At 59.6% G+C, this 15750-nt stretch carries 16 protein-coding genes; 3 read left to right on the top strand and 13 right to left on the bottom strand.

The features are described from left to right. Positions 1–52: 52 nt before the first annotated feature. The 5 genes from ACEE43_RS08595 to ACEE43_RS08575 form a co-directional block, all read right to left on the bottom strand. Positions 53–574 (bottom strand): N-acetyltransferase family protein, encoded by a 522-nt coding sequence (locus tag ACEE43_RS08595; protein ID WP_449107234.1) that lies wholly within the window; start codon positions 572–574, stop codon positions 53–55. A gap of 2 nt (positions 575–576) precedes the next feature. Next, entirely contained in the window at positions 577–984 is a 408-nt protein-coding gene (locus tag ACEE43_RS08590; RefSeq protein WP_449107233.1) for an RNA-binding S4 domain-containing protein, read from the bottom strand. A 37-nt stretch (positions 985–1021) separates the two neighbouring features. Continuing rightward, positions 1022–2155, bottom strand: a complete 1134-nt coding sequence (locus tag ACEE43_RS08585) for a Fic family protein (protein WP_449107232.1) — start codon at positions 2153–2155, stop codon at positions 1022–1024. A gap of 124 nt (positions 2156–2279) precedes the next feature. Next, entirely contained in the window at positions 2280–3599 is a 1320-nt protein-coding gene (locus tag ACEE43_RS08580; RefSeq protein WP_449107231.1) for a Y-family DNA polymerase, read from the bottom strand. 2 nt (positions 3600–3601) lie between these two features. Further along, positions 3602–4030 carry a LexA family protein gene (locus tag ACEE43_RS08575; protein ID WP_449107230.1) on the bottom strand — a complete coding sequence of 143 codons (429 nt, stop codon included), beginning with the start codon at positions 4028–4030 and terminating at the stop codon, positions 3602–3604. A 193-nt stretch (positions 4031–4223) separates the two neighbouring features. Between ACEE43_RS08575 and ACEE43_RS08570 the strand changes: the two genes are divergently transcribed. Beyond that, positions 4224–5219: a sucrase ferredoxin gene (locus ACEE43_RS08570; RefSeq protein WP_449107229.1), complete on the top strand. Its 996-nt coding sequence runs from the start codon at positions 4224–4226 to the stop codon at positions 5217–5219. Here ACEE43_RS08570 and ACEE43_RS08565 read toward each other — a convergent pair. After that, positions 5160–5906: a VIT1/CCC1 transporter family protein gene (locus ACEE43_RS08565; RefSeq protein ID WP_449107228.1), complete on the bottom strand. Its 747-nt coding sequence runs from the start codon at positions 5904–5906 to the stop codon at positions 5160–5162. The genes ACEE43_RS08570 and ACEE43_RS08565 overlap by 60 nt on opposite strands. A gap of 101 nt (positions 5907–6007) precedes the next feature. Then, entirely contained in the window at positions 6008–6997 is a 990-nt protein-coding gene (locus ACEE43_RS08560) for an alpha/beta hydrolase (protein WP_449107227.1), read from the bottom strand. Positions 6998–7126: 129 nt separating this feature from the next. Here ACEE43_RS08560 and ACEE43_RS08555 point away from each other — a divergent pair, with 129 nt between their 5' ends. Next, a complete protein-coding gene (locus ACEE43_RS08555; RefSeq protein WP_449107226.1) occupies positions 7127–8782 on the top strand; it encodes an alpha-keto acid decarboxylase family protein in 1656 nt (551 codons plus the stop codon). Between the two features lie 27 nt (positions 8783–8809). On the opposite strand, the gene ACEE43_RS08550 is transcribed toward ACEE43_RS08555, so the two are convergent. Further along, positions 8810–10198: an MBL fold metallo-hydrolase gene (locus ACEE43_RS08550; protein WP_449107225.1), complete on the bottom strand. Its 1389-nt coding sequence runs from the start codon at positions 10196–10198 to the stop codon at positions 8810–8812. Between the two features lie 128 nt (positions 10199–10326). On the opposite strand from ACEE43_RS08550, the gene ACEE43_RS08545 reads away from it, so the two are divergent. Then, entirely contained in the window at positions 10327–10584 is a 258-nt protein-coding gene (locus ACEE43_RS08545; protein ID WP_449107224.1) for a metal-sensitive transcriptional regulator, read from the top strand. A gap of 103 nt (positions 10585–10687) precedes the next feature. On the opposite strand, the gene ACEE43_RS08540 is transcribed toward ACEE43_RS08545, so the two are convergent. From ACEE43_RS08540 to ACEE43_RS08520, 5 genes are all read right to left on the bottom strand, one after another. Then, the gene (locus ACEE43_RS08540) at positions 10688–11290 is read right to left on the bottom strand and encodes a rhodanese-like domain-containing protein (RefSeq protein ID WP_449107223.1); all 603 of its coding nucleotides are present in this window, start codon (positions 11288–11290) and stop codon (positions 10688–10690) included. A 14-nt stretch (positions 11291–11304) separates the two neighbouring features. Next, positions 11305–12081, bottom strand: a complete 777-nt coding sequence (locus ACEE43_RS08535) for a sulfite exporter TauE/SafE family protein (protein WP_449107222.1) — start codon at positions 12079–12081, stop codon at positions 11305–11307. Positions 12082–12249: 168 nt separating this feature from the next. Then, the gene (locus tag ACEE43_RS08530; protein WP_237198277.1) at positions 12250–13707 is read right to left on the bottom strand and encodes an amino acid permease; all 1458 of its coding nucleotides are present in this window, start codon (positions 13705–13707) and stop codon (positions 12250–12252) included. A 258-nt stretch (positions 13708–13965) separates the two neighbouring features. Beyond that, positions 13966–15276 (bottom strand): type II toxin-antitoxin system HipA family toxin, encoded by a 1311-nt coding sequence (locus ACEE43_RS08525; RefSeq protein ID WP_449107221.1) that lies wholly within the window; start codon positions 15274–15276, stop codon positions 13966–13968. After that, on the bottom strand, positions 15273–15638 hold the full coding sequence (locus tag ACEE43_RS08520) for a helix-turn-helix domain-containing protein (RefSeq protein WP_346923987.1): 366 nt from the start codon (positions 15636–15638) through the stop codon (positions 15273–15275). The genes ACEE43_RS08525 and ACEE43_RS08520 overlap by 4 nt, the downstream gene beginning before the upstream one ends. Positions 15639–15750 lie beyond the last annotated feature (112 nt).

The following is a 15750-nucleotide window of genomic DNA, read 5'->3' as shown; positions in this document are numbered from 1 at the left end:
AAGGCAAGGCGTAGAGTCATGATACCGCACCGACCTGCACAATCTTCAGGTTTTAAATAGACAGGTGGTAGATGTAGTCGTGGGCAACTTCGGTGTCGGTGAGCTGGAAGGTGCGCTCACCCACCCGGGTGAATCCCATCTTTTCGTAGAAGGCCTGGGCGCGGTGGTTGAGCTGGTGGGTGCCAAGGTGCAGGCCGTCTTTACCGTCTGCGCGGGCAGCGGCGACAGCGGCATCCATGAGTTCCCTAGCCAGACCGGTTCCACGGGTTTCGGCAGAGAGATAGAACTTACTCAGGTAGGCAGCCTTGCCGGGAATTTCGGCGGGCTGGGGCGCCTCGTGGTCGATGCCGAAGTAGGCGATGATGTCGCCCGCTTCGTTGACGGCCAGGGTGAAGCTGTAGGCGCCGGTTTCGATGTAGCGGGTGAAGGACGCCTCATCTAGGTTTTCGCTCACAAAGGCCGCAACGAACTCGCGGGGAACCACGGGCGGAGCAGCGTCGGGGAAGTGGGCACTGGCAAAAGCTGAGAGGGCGGGCACGTCGGCAAGGACGGCCGGGCGCAGGGTGTGGGGCATGGCTATTCTTTCTCGTAGCCGCGGAGTTTATTGAGGGCGCGGCGTTCATTTTTGGTGGGACGGCCTGCACCCCGGTCGCGACGGGGTAGGGCACCGCTGGTGAGGTACGCGGGTTTGGGGGCGGAGATATCGTTGTAGCAGGTGACGGCTACGGGAGCACCGACGCGCTTGGAGATGGTTTTTCGTACGATAAGTACGCGCTCCCAGCCGGGGTAGCGCACGGTGACGGTGTCGCCGGGTTTGATTTTCTGGGAGGGCTTGGCGTGCTCGCTGTTGATGCGCACGTGCCCGGCTTTGACCTCGGTGGACGCCAGTGAGCGGGTTTTGAACACGCGCACTGACCATAGCCAGGCGTCGATGCGCACAGGTGGCTGCGGCTCTGCGGGGGCTGAGTCTGCGGGTGAAGTCATGTATCTAGGCTACCGTCACCAACAGGCCAGTGTCCGTCTAGTCTCGCAGGATAGAAGGCAGCATCCCCAAGGCATCGAGTTGGCGCACAACAAATAAGGTAACCACATTACCCATAATTTTGATACTGTAGTGCCGTTTTCCTTCTTCCTTAGCAAGCAGACCACGACCGATAAGCTTTGCCAGCCTCTGGCTTCTCGTTGATGCAGATCCAGGAATGAGATCTGCAAGGTCACCGGCCTTTATCCACCCATACTGAGCGGTACGCATGAGGATATCTACCTCAGCCTGTGTCAGCAACGATGCTTCATAGGCCCTTTTGAGTGCAGGATAATAGACTGTTTTTACCACCGAATCGTGATTACTCAGGGTCATGATATGTTCGAGATCTTTTTCGAGCCCCTGAATAACGTAACTACACCAGGCAATGAGATCTTCGTTCTCAAGCGAGTCCGCCTGCTCCAGATGAGCGTAGTAGGCTGAGCGGTCAGCCCCAAACACCACAGTGGGGTTTAAAGCTCTGTAACCACCTGCAGACGTGAAGTTTTGTTTAACCAGCATGGCATAGGTAAGTAGGCGGGAGACACGTCCATTCCCATTGGTAAATGGATGAATCCAGACAAAGCGGTGATGGGAGATGGCGGTTTGGAGTAGGTGGTATTGACTGGGCAGGTCTTGGTTGATGAACTCCAGTAGCTGACGCATATCTGCCGATATTGATTCTGGGCCAGGCGGGATATGCCGCGATTGTGAGATTCTCACAGGGGTTGTGCGGTAGCTACCCGGTGCAGAGTCACCTTCACGTACCAGACCCTGCACAGACAACCGGTGGAGTTCCCTCACGAACACTTCTGTGAAATGAAATTCTTGGTCTACTACCTCATCGATAAAGAGGCTGGCCTTCTCTAGATTAAGAATTTCCTGCAACCCATCGTTTCCTTCTTCCCCCTGTGCTTTTTTGTTCAGAGCATCAACAACGGTGGTGCGGTTACCCTCTATACGTGCGGACATCATACTTGTGAGGTACTGAAAAAGAGTCCTAAGCTCATACAAAATAGGCTCATCGAGATTCCCCTGGGTCACCTTTAGCGCGCTCCTAGCACGTTCTAACCGCACCACATGTTCTGCGAGCGGTGAATCAAAGGAGAAGGAGGGAAGACCAATAGGTTTCATAAGAGTATTTTACCAACGTCTTTCTATCATTTAATGTTTTTCTATAATTTTCACTTGTCAAAGCCATATTATTCATATTAAAAAGAAGAAATTATTTTATATCAGACCTGCCTCTACTTTAGGATTACATTGAACCTATAGCCCTACTAGACCATTCAAAGCCTTCCCCCACCCGCACTTTCACCAGCTCGTCCCAGTGGGTGGTTGCCCTGGGCGAGAGCATCTCACGCTTCATCTGCCATTCCGGCGGACGAGCTAAGCCCGCATACCCCAGCCCCACCGAGCCCTCACCACACCTCTCCTGCACCCGAGCGAGCAGGCCCGCGATGTCTCGGGACTCATGACGGTATTCCATGCCCCAGAGGGGTTCCTGCCCGCCGGCAGGGCGCAAATCCGTCAGCATGACACCCGCTCTGGCATAGGCGACAGTTGAGAAGTCAACGTGTTCCAGGAGCTGATGAGCAGCCCGGGTCAAGATGACCGGGTCGGACGTATACCCCGGCAGGCGCATCTGTAGGGCGGGGTGATGCTGCTGCCCAGAGCTGAAAACGGCGGTTCCACAGAAGGCGGTGAGTAGGCCGGCTAGTTGGCCGTGGCGGGCTAGTCGGGCAGCAGCTTTCTGTGCGTAAATACTGAGTACCTGGCGTAAAGAATCTGCGTCAGATACGGGTCGGGAGAAGGCCCTCGAGTAGATGAGCTGGTCTTTAAAGCGGCGCTGCTCTTCCAGCTCGCACGCCGGAATTTCTTGTAATTCCAAAACTGTGCGCATCAGAACCACCGAGAACTTTTTTCGAATCACGTCGGGTCGCGCTGCCGCCAAATCGGCAATCGAGGTAATACCTAGAGCCGCAAGTTTCTGCGTAGTTCGCCGCCCCACTCCCCACACCTCAGATACCGGCAAAGCCGCCAGCAGGGCGTCCTTACGTTCCAAGGGCAAACAACCCCACACGCACACCCCCGCCAAGGTGGGAATCTTTTTGGCGGTTTTATTGGCGAGTTTGGCGAGGGTTTTTGTAGGGGCAACCCCCACGCAGACTGGCACCCCCACGCCGCGTAGCAGCTGGTCTTTGATGCTTCGGGCATAGGTACGGGCAGCAGCGGGCTCAATCGGCACAGTCAGGAAAGCCTCGTCGATGGAGTACTGCTCAAATTCGGCCGCCTGTGAAGCGAGTACCCGCATCACCCGGGCAGAAATTTCGCCGTAAAGCTCGTAGTTGGAAGATCGGGCAATAACCCCCTGCACGCGAGCCCTGTGCTCTATCTGAAACCAGGGCATACCCATGGTGTACCCCAGGGCTTTCGCTTCTGCCGAGAGGGCAACCACGCAGCCGTCATTATTAGAGAGCACCACTACCGGCCGCCCCATGAGCGAGGGGTCAAAGATACGTTCGCACGAAACGTAGCAGGAGTTGATATCAACGTGCACTACCTGTCGCCTAGTCACAGCTACACCCTGTGAAGGCAGCGGGTGACCACCCCAAAAATCATGAACTCCGATTCAGCAGGGATGGGGATGGGTGGGTAGGCGGGGTTTTCGGGCAGGAGCCACCCGGCGCCGTAGCGGTCAATGTGAAAACGTTTGACAGTAAATTCGCCGTCGATAGCTGCCACCACAACTGACCCCTCAACGGGTTGGCGGGAGCGATCCACAATAATTTCGTCACCGTCTGCGATGCCCGCGTCGATCATTGAAGACCCGCTCACTCTCAGAATGTAGGTGCAGTTGCGATCGGCAATAAGCACCTCATTAAGGTCAATGTGGGTAGCTGAGTAGTCCTGGGCAGGGGACGGGAAGCCCGCAGGAATTCGGGTGGGGCTGGTAGGGAGAGGCCAGGGCACCCCCGGGTGTAGCTGGCCTACAACTATGGCTTTCATGCCTTAAATATAGTACAAAGTTTCGAATGTTGTACGAATATTTATTCTATAGATTAAACAATATTTTGCCAGCAGCCCTGACCCGCGTGAGCGTGCGGCATATCGCTGAGCGTGCAGCAGTCGTGCGCACTCTCGGCGATATGATGCACTTTCGCCGCCCCCTTGAAGCCCGCGCTGGCGTACACTTATGCCCATGACTAGCCCTACCGCACCCGTTATTCCTGCCGATTCCTGCTCCCTGCCGGTTGATGAGAACCTACCGGGCACCGCTGCCCGCGAGACGCTCTGGGTTCTGCTGGAGCACCCCGGCGGCTGGGGCCGCGATATTCTCGATGGAACCGTCTTTGGGGCAGAACTCTCAGCCGCCCTTAAAGAGAAGATGGCGCAGGTGGGTGCCCGCCTGCTGCTGATTCGGCAGCCCGGTCGTGAGGGGCAGAAGGTTAAGGACGTCGGCGCCCGCCGCCGCGCCTTTCTTGCGGTTACCGGGGGTAGGGATTTTTCACCCGCCAGGCTCTACTCGTTTGAGGTAACCGGTGCGGAGGATTTGCTCTCCCTTCCCCTCGAAACCCCCGAAAATATACCCGGTGCGGTTGTTTCACGTGAAACACTCACCCTTGTCTGCACTCACTCTAAGCGCGACCGCTGCTGCGCGGTACGCGGCCGACCCATTGCGTCCTTTGTATCCGAACAACTCGCGGACGGCAGCGTCTGGGAGTGCTCCCACACCGGTGGGCACCGCTTCGCCCCGGTCGCCATCAGCCTGCCCACCGGCTACACCTACGGGCGCCTAACCTTCGAACAGGCCCTGACCTTAGCCCAGGGTGCCCAGCAGGGCCGGGTAGAACTCACCGGGCTGCGCGGGCGCTCCTCCCACTCCCCCATTGAGCAGGTAGCCGAGGTAGCCGTCCGCACCCTCCTTACGGACGCCGGTGAGCAGGTAAGCCCCGACGACCTCAACCCCAGTGAAATGACCGCCACCGAACCCGACCTGCACGCCGCCCATGTCTCCCACCGCGACGGCCGTTTCTGGGTCGTGACCGCCCGCCGCACCGAGCTAGCGCCGCGACCGGCGTCCTGCGGTAAGGACGCCGGCCCCGCCTTCAGCTGGGAGGTCGTCAGCCTCGTTGGCCTAGACCACGCCGGTTGCCCCCAGCAGGGAGCCAACACCGAAGGTGACGGCCAGGGCTAGGGCGCCACCGATGACGACGCGCAGGGCGGCCTTGCCGTAGTGCGGGGAGCCGCCCCACTTAGCGCCCAGGGTACCGGTGATTGCCAGGGCAACGAGCACGCCGGCGAAGGTCACCGGAATACGAATCGACTCGGGGAAGAGCAGAATCAGCAGGGTCGGGAGCAGGGCACCCACCAGGAAGGAACCGGCCGAAGCGAAGGCAGCAGACCAGGGGGAGGGGATATCCTCATCGTCGATACCTAGCTCAAAGTGCAGGTGGGTCTTGAGGGCGTTCTTCTCGGTCATCTCGATAGCCGCCTTGCGGGCGGTTTCGGGTGAGATGCCGCGCTCTTCAAGAATCTCGGTCAGCTCATCGAGCTCGTACTCGGGCATGTCACGCAGCTCAGCCTTTTCCTTGGCGATTAGGGCTTCCTGGCTATCCACCTGGGACGAGACCGAGACGAACTCGCCCAGGGCCATGGAGATAGCACCACCGACAACAGCAGCAGCGGCGGCAACACCAATGGTTGAAGTGCTGGTGTTTGCACCGGCAACACCAACAACGGTGGCGGCGACAGAGACAATGCCGTCGTTAGCACCGAGGACGGAGGCGCGGAGGCGGTTGAGTTTTTCCTGGTAGGCTCCGCCCATGTTGTGGGCTTCTCCGGTGTGGGAGTGAGGGGCGGTTTCGTTCGCTTGGTTCGTCATACCCCTTACCTTAGCCCTTGTGCCCAGGCTTCTTCCAGCAAGCCCACAGTGCCCCTTAGCTCGGCGGAGCTTAACCGGCGGGTGAGGCTAGGCTGGGCTACCTAGAGACGGTCGATGAACTCGCCGATAGCCCGGTAGGTGGCGGTACGGGCGGGTTCGGGTGAGAGGACGAGGTCGTGGGTTCCGCCGTCGATGACACGGCTGGTGACGTCCTTGCCCAGCCCCAGGCCCCAGCGGCGGATTCCCTGCACATTGAGCACCGCGTCGAAGTCGTGGCGATCAGTGGGGTTCTTGAGTTTGCCGGAGCGGGCCGAGGTTAGCAGCAGAACGGGGGCCTGGATGTCGAGGCCGCGCTGTAGCTGCCGGTGGGCCCGGCGCACAGCCGCCAGCCAGCCCGCGTAGACGGGTGGGAAGTTGAGGGTCTTCCAGTCGGTGTTGAACTGCCAGGTGCCCGCGTGCTCAGCGTGCAGGGAGCGGGCGTAGGCGTCCTCCTGCTCCTTCTGCACGATGGCGCGCGGCTTGAAGCGCGCGAGCGCCGCCACCGACCCGGTCATGAGGGCACGCTCAAGCGGGTTGTTGAAGTGGTCGAGCCAGGGGGAGTTGAGGACGACAGCAGCCAGCTCGGGCGGGGCGGTTCGGCTGGCCCAGAGGGAGGCGATGAGTCCGCCGGTGGAGTGGGCCATGAGAATAACCTGCTGGTGCCCGTCGCGGCCGGTGATGAGCTGCCAGGCGGCGGTGAGGTCTTCGAAGTAGTCGTCGAGGTTTTCGGTGTAGAAGGGGGTCTGCCCCGGTAGCAGGGAGCGCCCATATTTGCGCAGGTCAAGGGCGTAGAAGTCGTGGCCGCGGGCTGCCCACCAGTCGCCGAGGTCCTTCTGGAAGAAGTAGTCCACAAAGCCGTGCAGGTAGAGTACGGCGGGCTGTGCCGCCCCGTCTTGCCCCTGCGCGGACGCCGGGAGGTGGGGAGCTGCGTCCGCCCCGCCAGTATCTGCGGGTCGGTGGACGAGGGTGGCAACGATGGGGCCTTCTGAGTCGCGGCCCAGATCGATGGTTTCGGCGGTGTAGGGGGCGCCGAGAATGTCTGGCTGTGTCATGGCTCCCAGTCTACGCCTGTTGGGCTGGCGCTCTGTCTAGCGAAGCTAGCCTAGACACACCTATCATAGAGAGGATAATCAGTGACGCCCGCAACACCCCGCGGGCACCCACCAGTAAGGACACCACCCATGACCTACACCGTCAGCGACTACCTGCTTGACCGCCTTGTTTCCCTGGGCGCTACCGATATTTTCGGTGTGCCCGGCGACTTTAATCTGCAGTTCCTCGACCATGTGATTGCGCACGAGCAGCTGACCTGGGTAGGCAACGCGAATGAGCTCAACGCCGGGTACGCGGCGGACGGCTACGCCCGCGTGGGCGGTATTGGCGCCCTGGTGACCACCTACGGTGTGGGTGAGCTTTCCGCTATTAACGCAACGGCCGGTTCCTACGCCGAGCACGTGCCCGTCCTGCATATCGTGGGTGCTCCGTCGAAGGACGCCCAGGCCGCCCACCTGACCATGCACCACACCCTGGGTGATGGCGATTTCACCCACTTTATTCGTATGGCGTCTGAGGTGTCCTGCGCGGTTGCTAACCTTGAGCACGCCACCGCTACCGCCGAAATTGACCGCGTGCTGCGCGAAATGATGATCCAGAAGCGCCCCGGCTACATTCTGCTGGCAACCGACGTAGCCCGGGTTGAGGTGGCCCCGCCGAGCGGCCCGCTGGAGGTGCCCAAGGCCCTCTCGTCCCCCGGTGCTGTTGAAGCCTTCCGCGCTGACCTGGCTGAAGTGCTGGCGGGCAAGCAGACCACGGTGCTTGCTGACCTTTTGGTTCACCGCATGGGTGCGCAGGCTAACCTGACCGAGATGCTGGCGGCAACCGGCCTGCCCTACGCCACCCTGATGTGGGGCAAGACCCTGGTGGACGAGTCCAAGCCGGCTTTTGCTGGTATTTACGCCGGGGTGGTGTCGTCGGCCCGCACCAAGGACGCCGTGGAGCAGGCAGAAGCCCTGATCTGCGCGGGCGTAACCTTCACCGACACCACCACCGCCGGTTTCTCCCAGAACCTGCCCGAGAACACCGTCTTTTTGGGGGCCCAGACCGCCAAGATTGGCCGCAAGACCTACGCCCCGCTCACCCTCGATACCGCCCTTGACCTGGTGCGCGAGGTCGCCCTTGAAGTGGGTGCAGCCCCCAAGGAGCTACTGCCCTGGGACGAAGAAACCCACGAAGACATCGACATGGACGCCCCGCTGACCCAGGACGTCCTCTGGTCCCTGCTCTCCCGTGAGCTGTCCCCGGGCAACATTGTGGTGGCCGACCAGGGCACTTCCTTCTTCGGTATGGCCTCCCGCCGTTTCCCCGAGAATTCCATGTTTATCGGCCAGCCCCTGTGGGGTTCGATCGGCTATACCCTGCCTGCCATGCTGGGGGCTTCCATCGCAGACCGGGGTGCGCGCGGCGTCCTGCTCATTGGCGACGGCTCAGCCCAGCTAACCTTCCAGGAAATCGGCACCATGCTGGAGCAGAAGACCAACCCGGTGGTGGTGCTGATCAACAATGACGGCTACACGGTGGAGCGTGCCATTCACGGCCCCACCCAGCCCTACAACGATATTCGCCGCTATAACTGGCAGCTGATTCCGGCAGCGCTGGGGGCGACCGAGGACGACGTGCTCATGCTGCGCGTGACCACCGCCGCTGAGCTGCTGGAAGCAACCGCCCTGACCCAGGCCACACGCGACAAGCTGGTTTTCCTGGAGGTCATGATGGATAAGGACGACGTGCCCGCCCTACTGGCCGACGTCGCCGCCGCGCTCACCCGCGCCAACTCCTAAAGGTAGCCTGGTCCATCCCGCACCCGGCTAGTTCTGCGCCACCCAGGCGGCATAGCTGCCTTCAAGTTCAAGCACGGTGTAACCGGCTCGACGCAGACCGCTGGCAACCACCGAGTTGCGCACGCCGGACTGGCAGAAGGTCAGCAGAGTCGAGCCGGGGGCGGGCAGTTCATCAAGGCGCCAGAGGGCTGAACCACCTGAGAGCTGCTGGGCACCGGGAATGGTGCCTGCGGCGTACTCATTTTTAGCGCGCACATCGACCAGAGCATCGCGGGAGGCTGTATCTAGCTCATCCACCGCTACCAGGGGCGGGGTGAAGTTCACCAGGGGTTCGATGTCGGTGGTGTAGTAGCGCACGGTATCGATACCTACCCGGTAGAGGGCATCGCGCAGGTGAGTCGCTTGGGCTTCAGTATCAGCCAGGACGACCAGGGGGCGGCTTTCGCGGTCGGGGTCCAGCACCCAGGCGGCGAAGTTGGAGACCTGGGGGCCTGCCGGGACGTTCAGCGAGCCAGCCACCGTGCCGCTGTGCACGTCGTGCTGACTACGGGTATCGATGAAGATAGCCTGGTCAGCCTCAAGTTTTTCTGCCACCTGGGCTGCGGTGAGTTCAGCAGGTTCGGGGGCTGGGTAGCCGATGAGGGCCGGGCCGAGACGGTTTTCCTTCTTCATGCGGGCGAAGTAGGCGTGAGCGTCGGGCTGGCCGTTGAGCAGTTCATCGATGAAGCCCTGCTCGTCATTATTGCGCACGTAGGGTGCCCACCAGGCGTAGGCCTTTTCGTAGCCGACGGTGCTTGAGGGAACCGCACCCAGGGCTTTGCCGCAGGGGGATCCTGCGCCGTGGGCTGGGTGCACCTGCACGTGATCAGGCAGGGGCATGAAGATGTTTTTGAGGCTGGCGAAGAGGTCCCGGGCACCGGCAAAACGGGTGTCGATACCGCCTGCAGCTTCATCGAGCAGGTCGGGTCGGCCCAGGTCGCCCACAAAGACGAAGTCGCCGGTGAGCATGTAGCCGGGGGCGTCGGCCACTGCACCGTCGGTGATGAGGAAGGAGAGGTGCTCCGGGGTGTGGCCGGGGGTGTGCTGGGCGGTGACAGTGATTTTGCCCAGCTGGATGGTGTCGCCGTGGTAGAGGCGGGTGCCGTCGAAGTCGTACTGCCAGTCGTCCCCGCCTTCGCCGGAGAAGTAGACGGTGGCGCCGGTTGCGGACGCCAGCTCACGGGTTCCTGAGAGGTAGTCGGCGTGGATGTGGGTTTCGGTAGCTGCCACAATCTTCATGTTGTTTTTGGCAGCTAGGTCGAGGTAGACCTGGATGTCGCGACGGGCGTCCACCACAATGGCTTCACCCTTGCGCTGGCAGCCGATGAAGTAGCTGGCCTGGGCGAGGCCTTCTTCGTAGATGCGTTCAAAGAGCACGGTAGGTCCTTTCGGTATCACTCGTTTAAAAATACCCCTGGGGGTATTTAAAAGATAACAGAGCCCCACCCAAAAACAAACCCCCGGGGGTATACTAGAGAAAAAGTTTTTACCAGAAAGCAGGAGTCGTGCAACTCAACCCCGAAGAGATGAAACCCGTGATCAACCGCCTCAAGCGAGCCCAGGGGCAGCTCAACGGTATTATCCGCATGCTCGAAGAAGGTGATGACTGCCAAAAAATCGTCACCCAGTTGGCCGCCGCCTCTAAAGCGGTCGACCGCGCCAGCTTTGCCGTGGTCGCCAGCGGCCTCCAGCAGTGCCTCACCGCAGATGAGCCCGAAATGACCCCCGACCAGCTAGAGAAAATGTTCCTCTCCTTGGCCTAGGCCTCACCCAGCACACCAAAACGCCGCACCCCGGCACCTACCCCAGCACCACTAGGTGCGGAGTAGGAGCCGGGGTGCGGCGTCCTTGCTTTAAAACGGGAGTCTAGATCACCTGGGAATTACCCGTGGCAGCCAGGCGGCGCTTGGCTTCGCGCAGGGTCACATCCCCGCCCCTGTTGTAGGGCAGCTTGGAAAGTGCTGTACCCATAGCGCAGGTATTGCTGACCGCTGAAAAGGTTAGGCCACCACCGATAGCGCCAGCCAGATACTTAGCCTTGGGGAAGATAGTGCTAGCCACTACCCCACCCAGCACCAGGGAACCTGCAACCAGGCGCACCTGACGCTCAAGATCCCAGCGAGCCGGGCCCACGTTCACGGGCTGGTCAGCCTTCTTCCAGGCCTCCATACCGCCAGTGAGTACACTGGTGCGAGTAACACCAGCCCCAGCCAGGAGCTTCTGGGCGCGGGTAGCGCGAGCACCGGAACGACAGATAATGACAGCTTCATCATCAATGAAAGCACTCAGCTCTTCGGGGTGCTTTTCAATTAGAGCCAAGGGTACATTTACACTCCCGGGAATATGGGCACCCTCGTATTCCGCTGCGGTGCGCACATCGAGCAGTAGGGCCGCTGGGGAGTCTTTGATGTTCTGTGCCAGCTGCTGCACCTCAAGAGTGGAGGGGAGGACGCTTGTAGTATCTGACATATTTTTTCCTTTCCTTATGCCATCAGTTCAACGAGAGTGGTAGCTGCCATGTAGACCGCAACAATGTAAAGGAAGATAGCAAAAACCATCTGCAAGGCCCGCTGGGGCAGCCTCTTGCCGCCCCAGGTACCCACCAGGGTACCGACCGCAGTTGCAGCCAGCAGGGGTGCGAGCGCTGACCAATCCAAGGACGGCAGAGCCCCAGCTCCCAGGGCGAGGGCAACGAGGCTGTTGATGAGGATAACGAGCAGGGATGTCCCCACAGCAGTTGCCATACTGAGCCCCAAGATGAGAGTCAGGGCGGGCACGATAGCAAAACCGCCACCCACACCAAAGAAGCCGGTCAAAAAACCAACCCCCGTAGCCGCCCCCACCAACGTAACTCCCTGCCGAAAGGTGGAGGGGTGGGAGGTGGCGTCCATACCCTGGGCTCGCACAGAGCTTCTGCGCGCTTTGCGCACCATTAGACTGGCCACTACCAGCAACAGAGCAGAGAAGGCCAGCAGGAGCAGCCGCCCATCGAGGCCATGGGCTAACATTCGACCGCCGTAGGCGCCAGCCAAACCAAGCGCCCCAAAGAAAGCGCCGCGACGCCAGTCAACAGAGCGGGCTTGGGTCAGTACACCGGCGGCAGCGCCAATACCCACCACTACGAGGGAAGCCAGGGTCGCCTGGGTCGGGCTAAACCCGAACCCGTAGACCAGCAGGGGAATCGCTAAAATAGCCCCACCCCCACCCAGGGCACCCATGAGCAGGCCTACAGCCAGGCCGCCTGCAAGAGCTAACAGCACAGTTCCTCTTTCTCTTTCTTCACCCTAGAGATAATACCCCCAGGGGTATATAAAAAACAAGGCTGCCCTCGCTAAGGCACCCAACTCCACACCCTGCCACAAACCGCTGCGGGCGTCCGCGCAATTTCGTGACAGGGCGTGGGGTTGGGAATACCTTGCAAAGGCGATCTAGCTCTTCGCCGCCACCTTCTTACGGGCCAGGGGCCACAGGGCCAGCATAGCTACGGTGACAATGAGCGAGGTGTAGACCTGGGTGCGGCCCGACTCGCTGCCCAGCATCACGATCAGCACGAAGAGAATACCCGCGATGAGCACAATATTGAGCCAGGGGAAGAGCCACATCTTGAGCTTGAGCCCGGCAACTTCTTCGGGGGTCATCTTGCGGCGCATGTTCCACTGGGTCAGGGCGATAAAGACGTAGACGAAGAGGGCGACCAGGCCCGCCGAGTTCATGATGAACTCGAAGATACCCGAGTTGGGGGCGGCAAAGTTCACGATGGAGGCAATGACTCCGCCGATGGTGGATGCCAGTAGGGCGTAGACGGGCACGCCGCGGCGGGATTTCTTGGCCAGCAGGTCGGGGCCGAAGCCCTGCTGGGAGAGGGCTGCTGCCATGCGGGAGGCAGAGTACAGGCCGGAGTTCAGCACCGAGATAACGGCGGTGAAGATAACCAGCTGCATAATGACTGAGGCCCCGGGCACGCCCAGGCGTTCGAAGACCAGGGTGAAGGGGGCGACCGACACGTTGGTGGGTTCGGGTAGTTCGTCCCAGGGAATCACCATACAAATCACGGCGATAGCGCCGACGAAAAAGAGCAGGATGCGCCAAATAACGGTCGAGGACGCCTGGCGGATACCCTTGGCGGGATCTTCCGATTCGGCCGCTGCCATGACGGCAATTTCGGTACCGAAGTAGGAGAAGATCACCAGGGCAACGCCGGTGAGGGCGATGCCGTAGCCGTTGGGGGCGAAGCCGCCGTGGCTCCACAGGTAGTTGACGGTGTTGGTGGAGTCGGGCCACAGGCCAAGGGCGAAGAGCAGGCCGGCGGCCAAGAAGACCACGATGGCAATCACCTTGATGGAGGCCAGCCAGAATTCGACTTCACCGAAGGTGCGCACAGAGATAAGGTTGGTGCCCACAAAGATAGCGAGAAGGACGAGGGAGGCGGCCCAGGCGGGCACGCCGGGGAACCAGCCCGCGATGGTTTCACCACCGAGCACCGCCTCATAGGCGAGCACTCCGACCCAGAAGTACCAGTAGAGCCAGCCGACCAGGTAGGCGGCCCAGTTGCCCAGGCCTACGCGGGCGTATTCCATGAAGGAGCCGATAGCGGGCCGGGCAGCGGCCATTTCGCCCAGCATGCGCATGGCGAGGAAGACCAGCAGGCCGCCGATGAGGTAGGAGATGAGGGCGGCGGGGCCGACGGAGCGAATCACGTTACCGGAGCCCACGAAGAGGGAAGCGCCGATAATGCCGCCAAGGGTAATCATGGTGACGTGGCGGGGGCGGAGTTTACGCACGGTGGCGTCCCCGGTGATGGGTGGGGCGGTGTGCTGATTGACCCGCATACCGACGGAGGTCTCGGGCGAGACCGCATCGTCGTAGGGTGAGTGGGGTTGTGTCATGTGTTTTCCTAGGGGTGCGCGCTGGGTGCGCTGGGAATTTTTAAGGACGCCGCCGCCCGCCTACTCTGCCGGGGGCAGGGTGGCGGGCGGCTGCGTCCTTGCAACGTATGTTTATTGTACGGCGCTACTTTTGGACGAAGTAGAGGCGCTTGTTGACGAATTCGTCCATGCCGACGTCAATCTGCTGAGTCGGGTAAGCAGAGCTGCCAAGGGCTACACCTAAAACCAGAAAGCCAGCTCCCTACTAGCCCCTATGACCTAGTGCCCACGATCCAGGAGAGTCAGCGTCACATCAGATAGACGCTTAACCTCCGTGTGCAGACGCTCAGGCAAAGCACTGCTTCCTATAGCCAAAGACTCTGCAGTGAATACAGTCTCTAATGCAACCGGCAATCTCTCAGCAATCTCCCTCACCGTTGCTACCACCCAATCTGCGTCTATGCTGGCCGCTCTTGCAAACCTCTCCCAATGTCTACGGGAAATTTTGCCAAAGCGTCGTTCGCCGCCAATAGCCATAGCTGCCTTTCTCAGCTCGTCAGAAACCCCAGGAAGCCCATCGTTTTCGCTATAGCCAAACTCCGAGCCTCCCGGCTCGTAGGGTAAGGCTGATGCAACATCATAAAAAGGAGCCAAAACCAAGCGACCGTTAGGAAGGTGTATCAGCGAATAATTTTTCGCGTGGGCGTCAGGAGCACCCAACAGGTAGTTGCCGATAAGCCCTTGAACGAATTTTTCAACTTCTGAGTCAGCCGCCCCGTTCAGCCTTAAAACTTCAATTATTTTTAGGGCGCTGGGCCCTTTATTGGATTCGTATTTATTCTGCGGGAGAGTAGAGGTTGCCTGGCAGAAATCCTCCTGGTGCAGACGCATAACCTGCCCATCACCTAGGCGTAAACGGTCATAACGACTAACAATAATCGCCGGTACTCCATCGAAAGTACGGTACTCCGTAGAAGCAACCGCTAATCCCACTTCACCCAAGGCCTTAAGACAGAGATGCTCATTAAGAGCCTGGTCTTTTAGGGTATGAATACCCGGCTTAAAGATATGGGTTGTTGGTTCTGCACCTCTAGCTTCAAACCAGTCACCGTTCTCCTGCCGTAGCGCAAATTTACTCTGTGCACCTGCCAAGGACCACCGCTCCCGAGGAAGAATCCATGACTGCCCCGAATCTGTCAGGCTCCTCAAACGGTTAGATATTGTTTCTTCATTGCAGGAGATTAACTCACCAGTAAGGTTCAGAGAGGGGTCTTCACTGTCGGGATCGAAAAACTGAACCGCTCCGGCACAGTCAGCACCAATGTGTTCAAGCAGGGCAAAAGGATTTCGGGGGGAAACACCAAACTCCCGCCCCAAGGCCTCACGCACCCCGTAGCCTTCTGGCACAAGGCCCTCGATAAAAGCTCTGGTGACTTTTGCTGAGTAAGGGGCTTCACGCACTGGCATAGCAACTGAGAGCTGCAGAGTATCACTCACACCAGAAAAGTATTGGAAGGAAAGACTACCTGCGCCTGACTGTCTAAGAGTGCCGATTTTTTGACCATAGGAGTAGGCTACGAGTTGTTTCATGACTTTCTACCACCTTCTAGGGTGGCACGTACTTCTTGCTGCAGCCTAGTCTCACCGAAGAGGTAACTCAGTTGGTCGTCCGTAGGAAAAATAATATCGGGCATATCGTCTGTTGTTTTTTTAGGGCTGTGCGCCCCCTCTGCCGCAGACCAGGACAGGGTAATATCAACTCCCAGAACCTTCAACAGGTCCAGAACTTTACCCAACTCTGCTCTAGGGCGTTTGCCCTGTTCGATACCACTTATCCATTCGCGTGAGACCTTAGCCCTTTGGGCAAGCTCTTGCTGAGTTAGACCAGATTTTGTGCGGGCGTCATGAATAAAAGCTCCCAGATTTTTCTGATGGGTGATTTTTCGCTCCATTTTTACCCCCGCACCACAAAAGTTATGTGTCAACACGTACACACCATTGAATGTGAACGTACCATCACAATATCAAATGTGAACGTACTACCACAAGACTAAAAGGAATGAA

The sequence above is a fragment of the Rothia sp. 11254D007BW genome (assembly GCF_053548195.1).
This window is presented reverse-complemented; position numbering and strand designations above follow the sequence as displayed.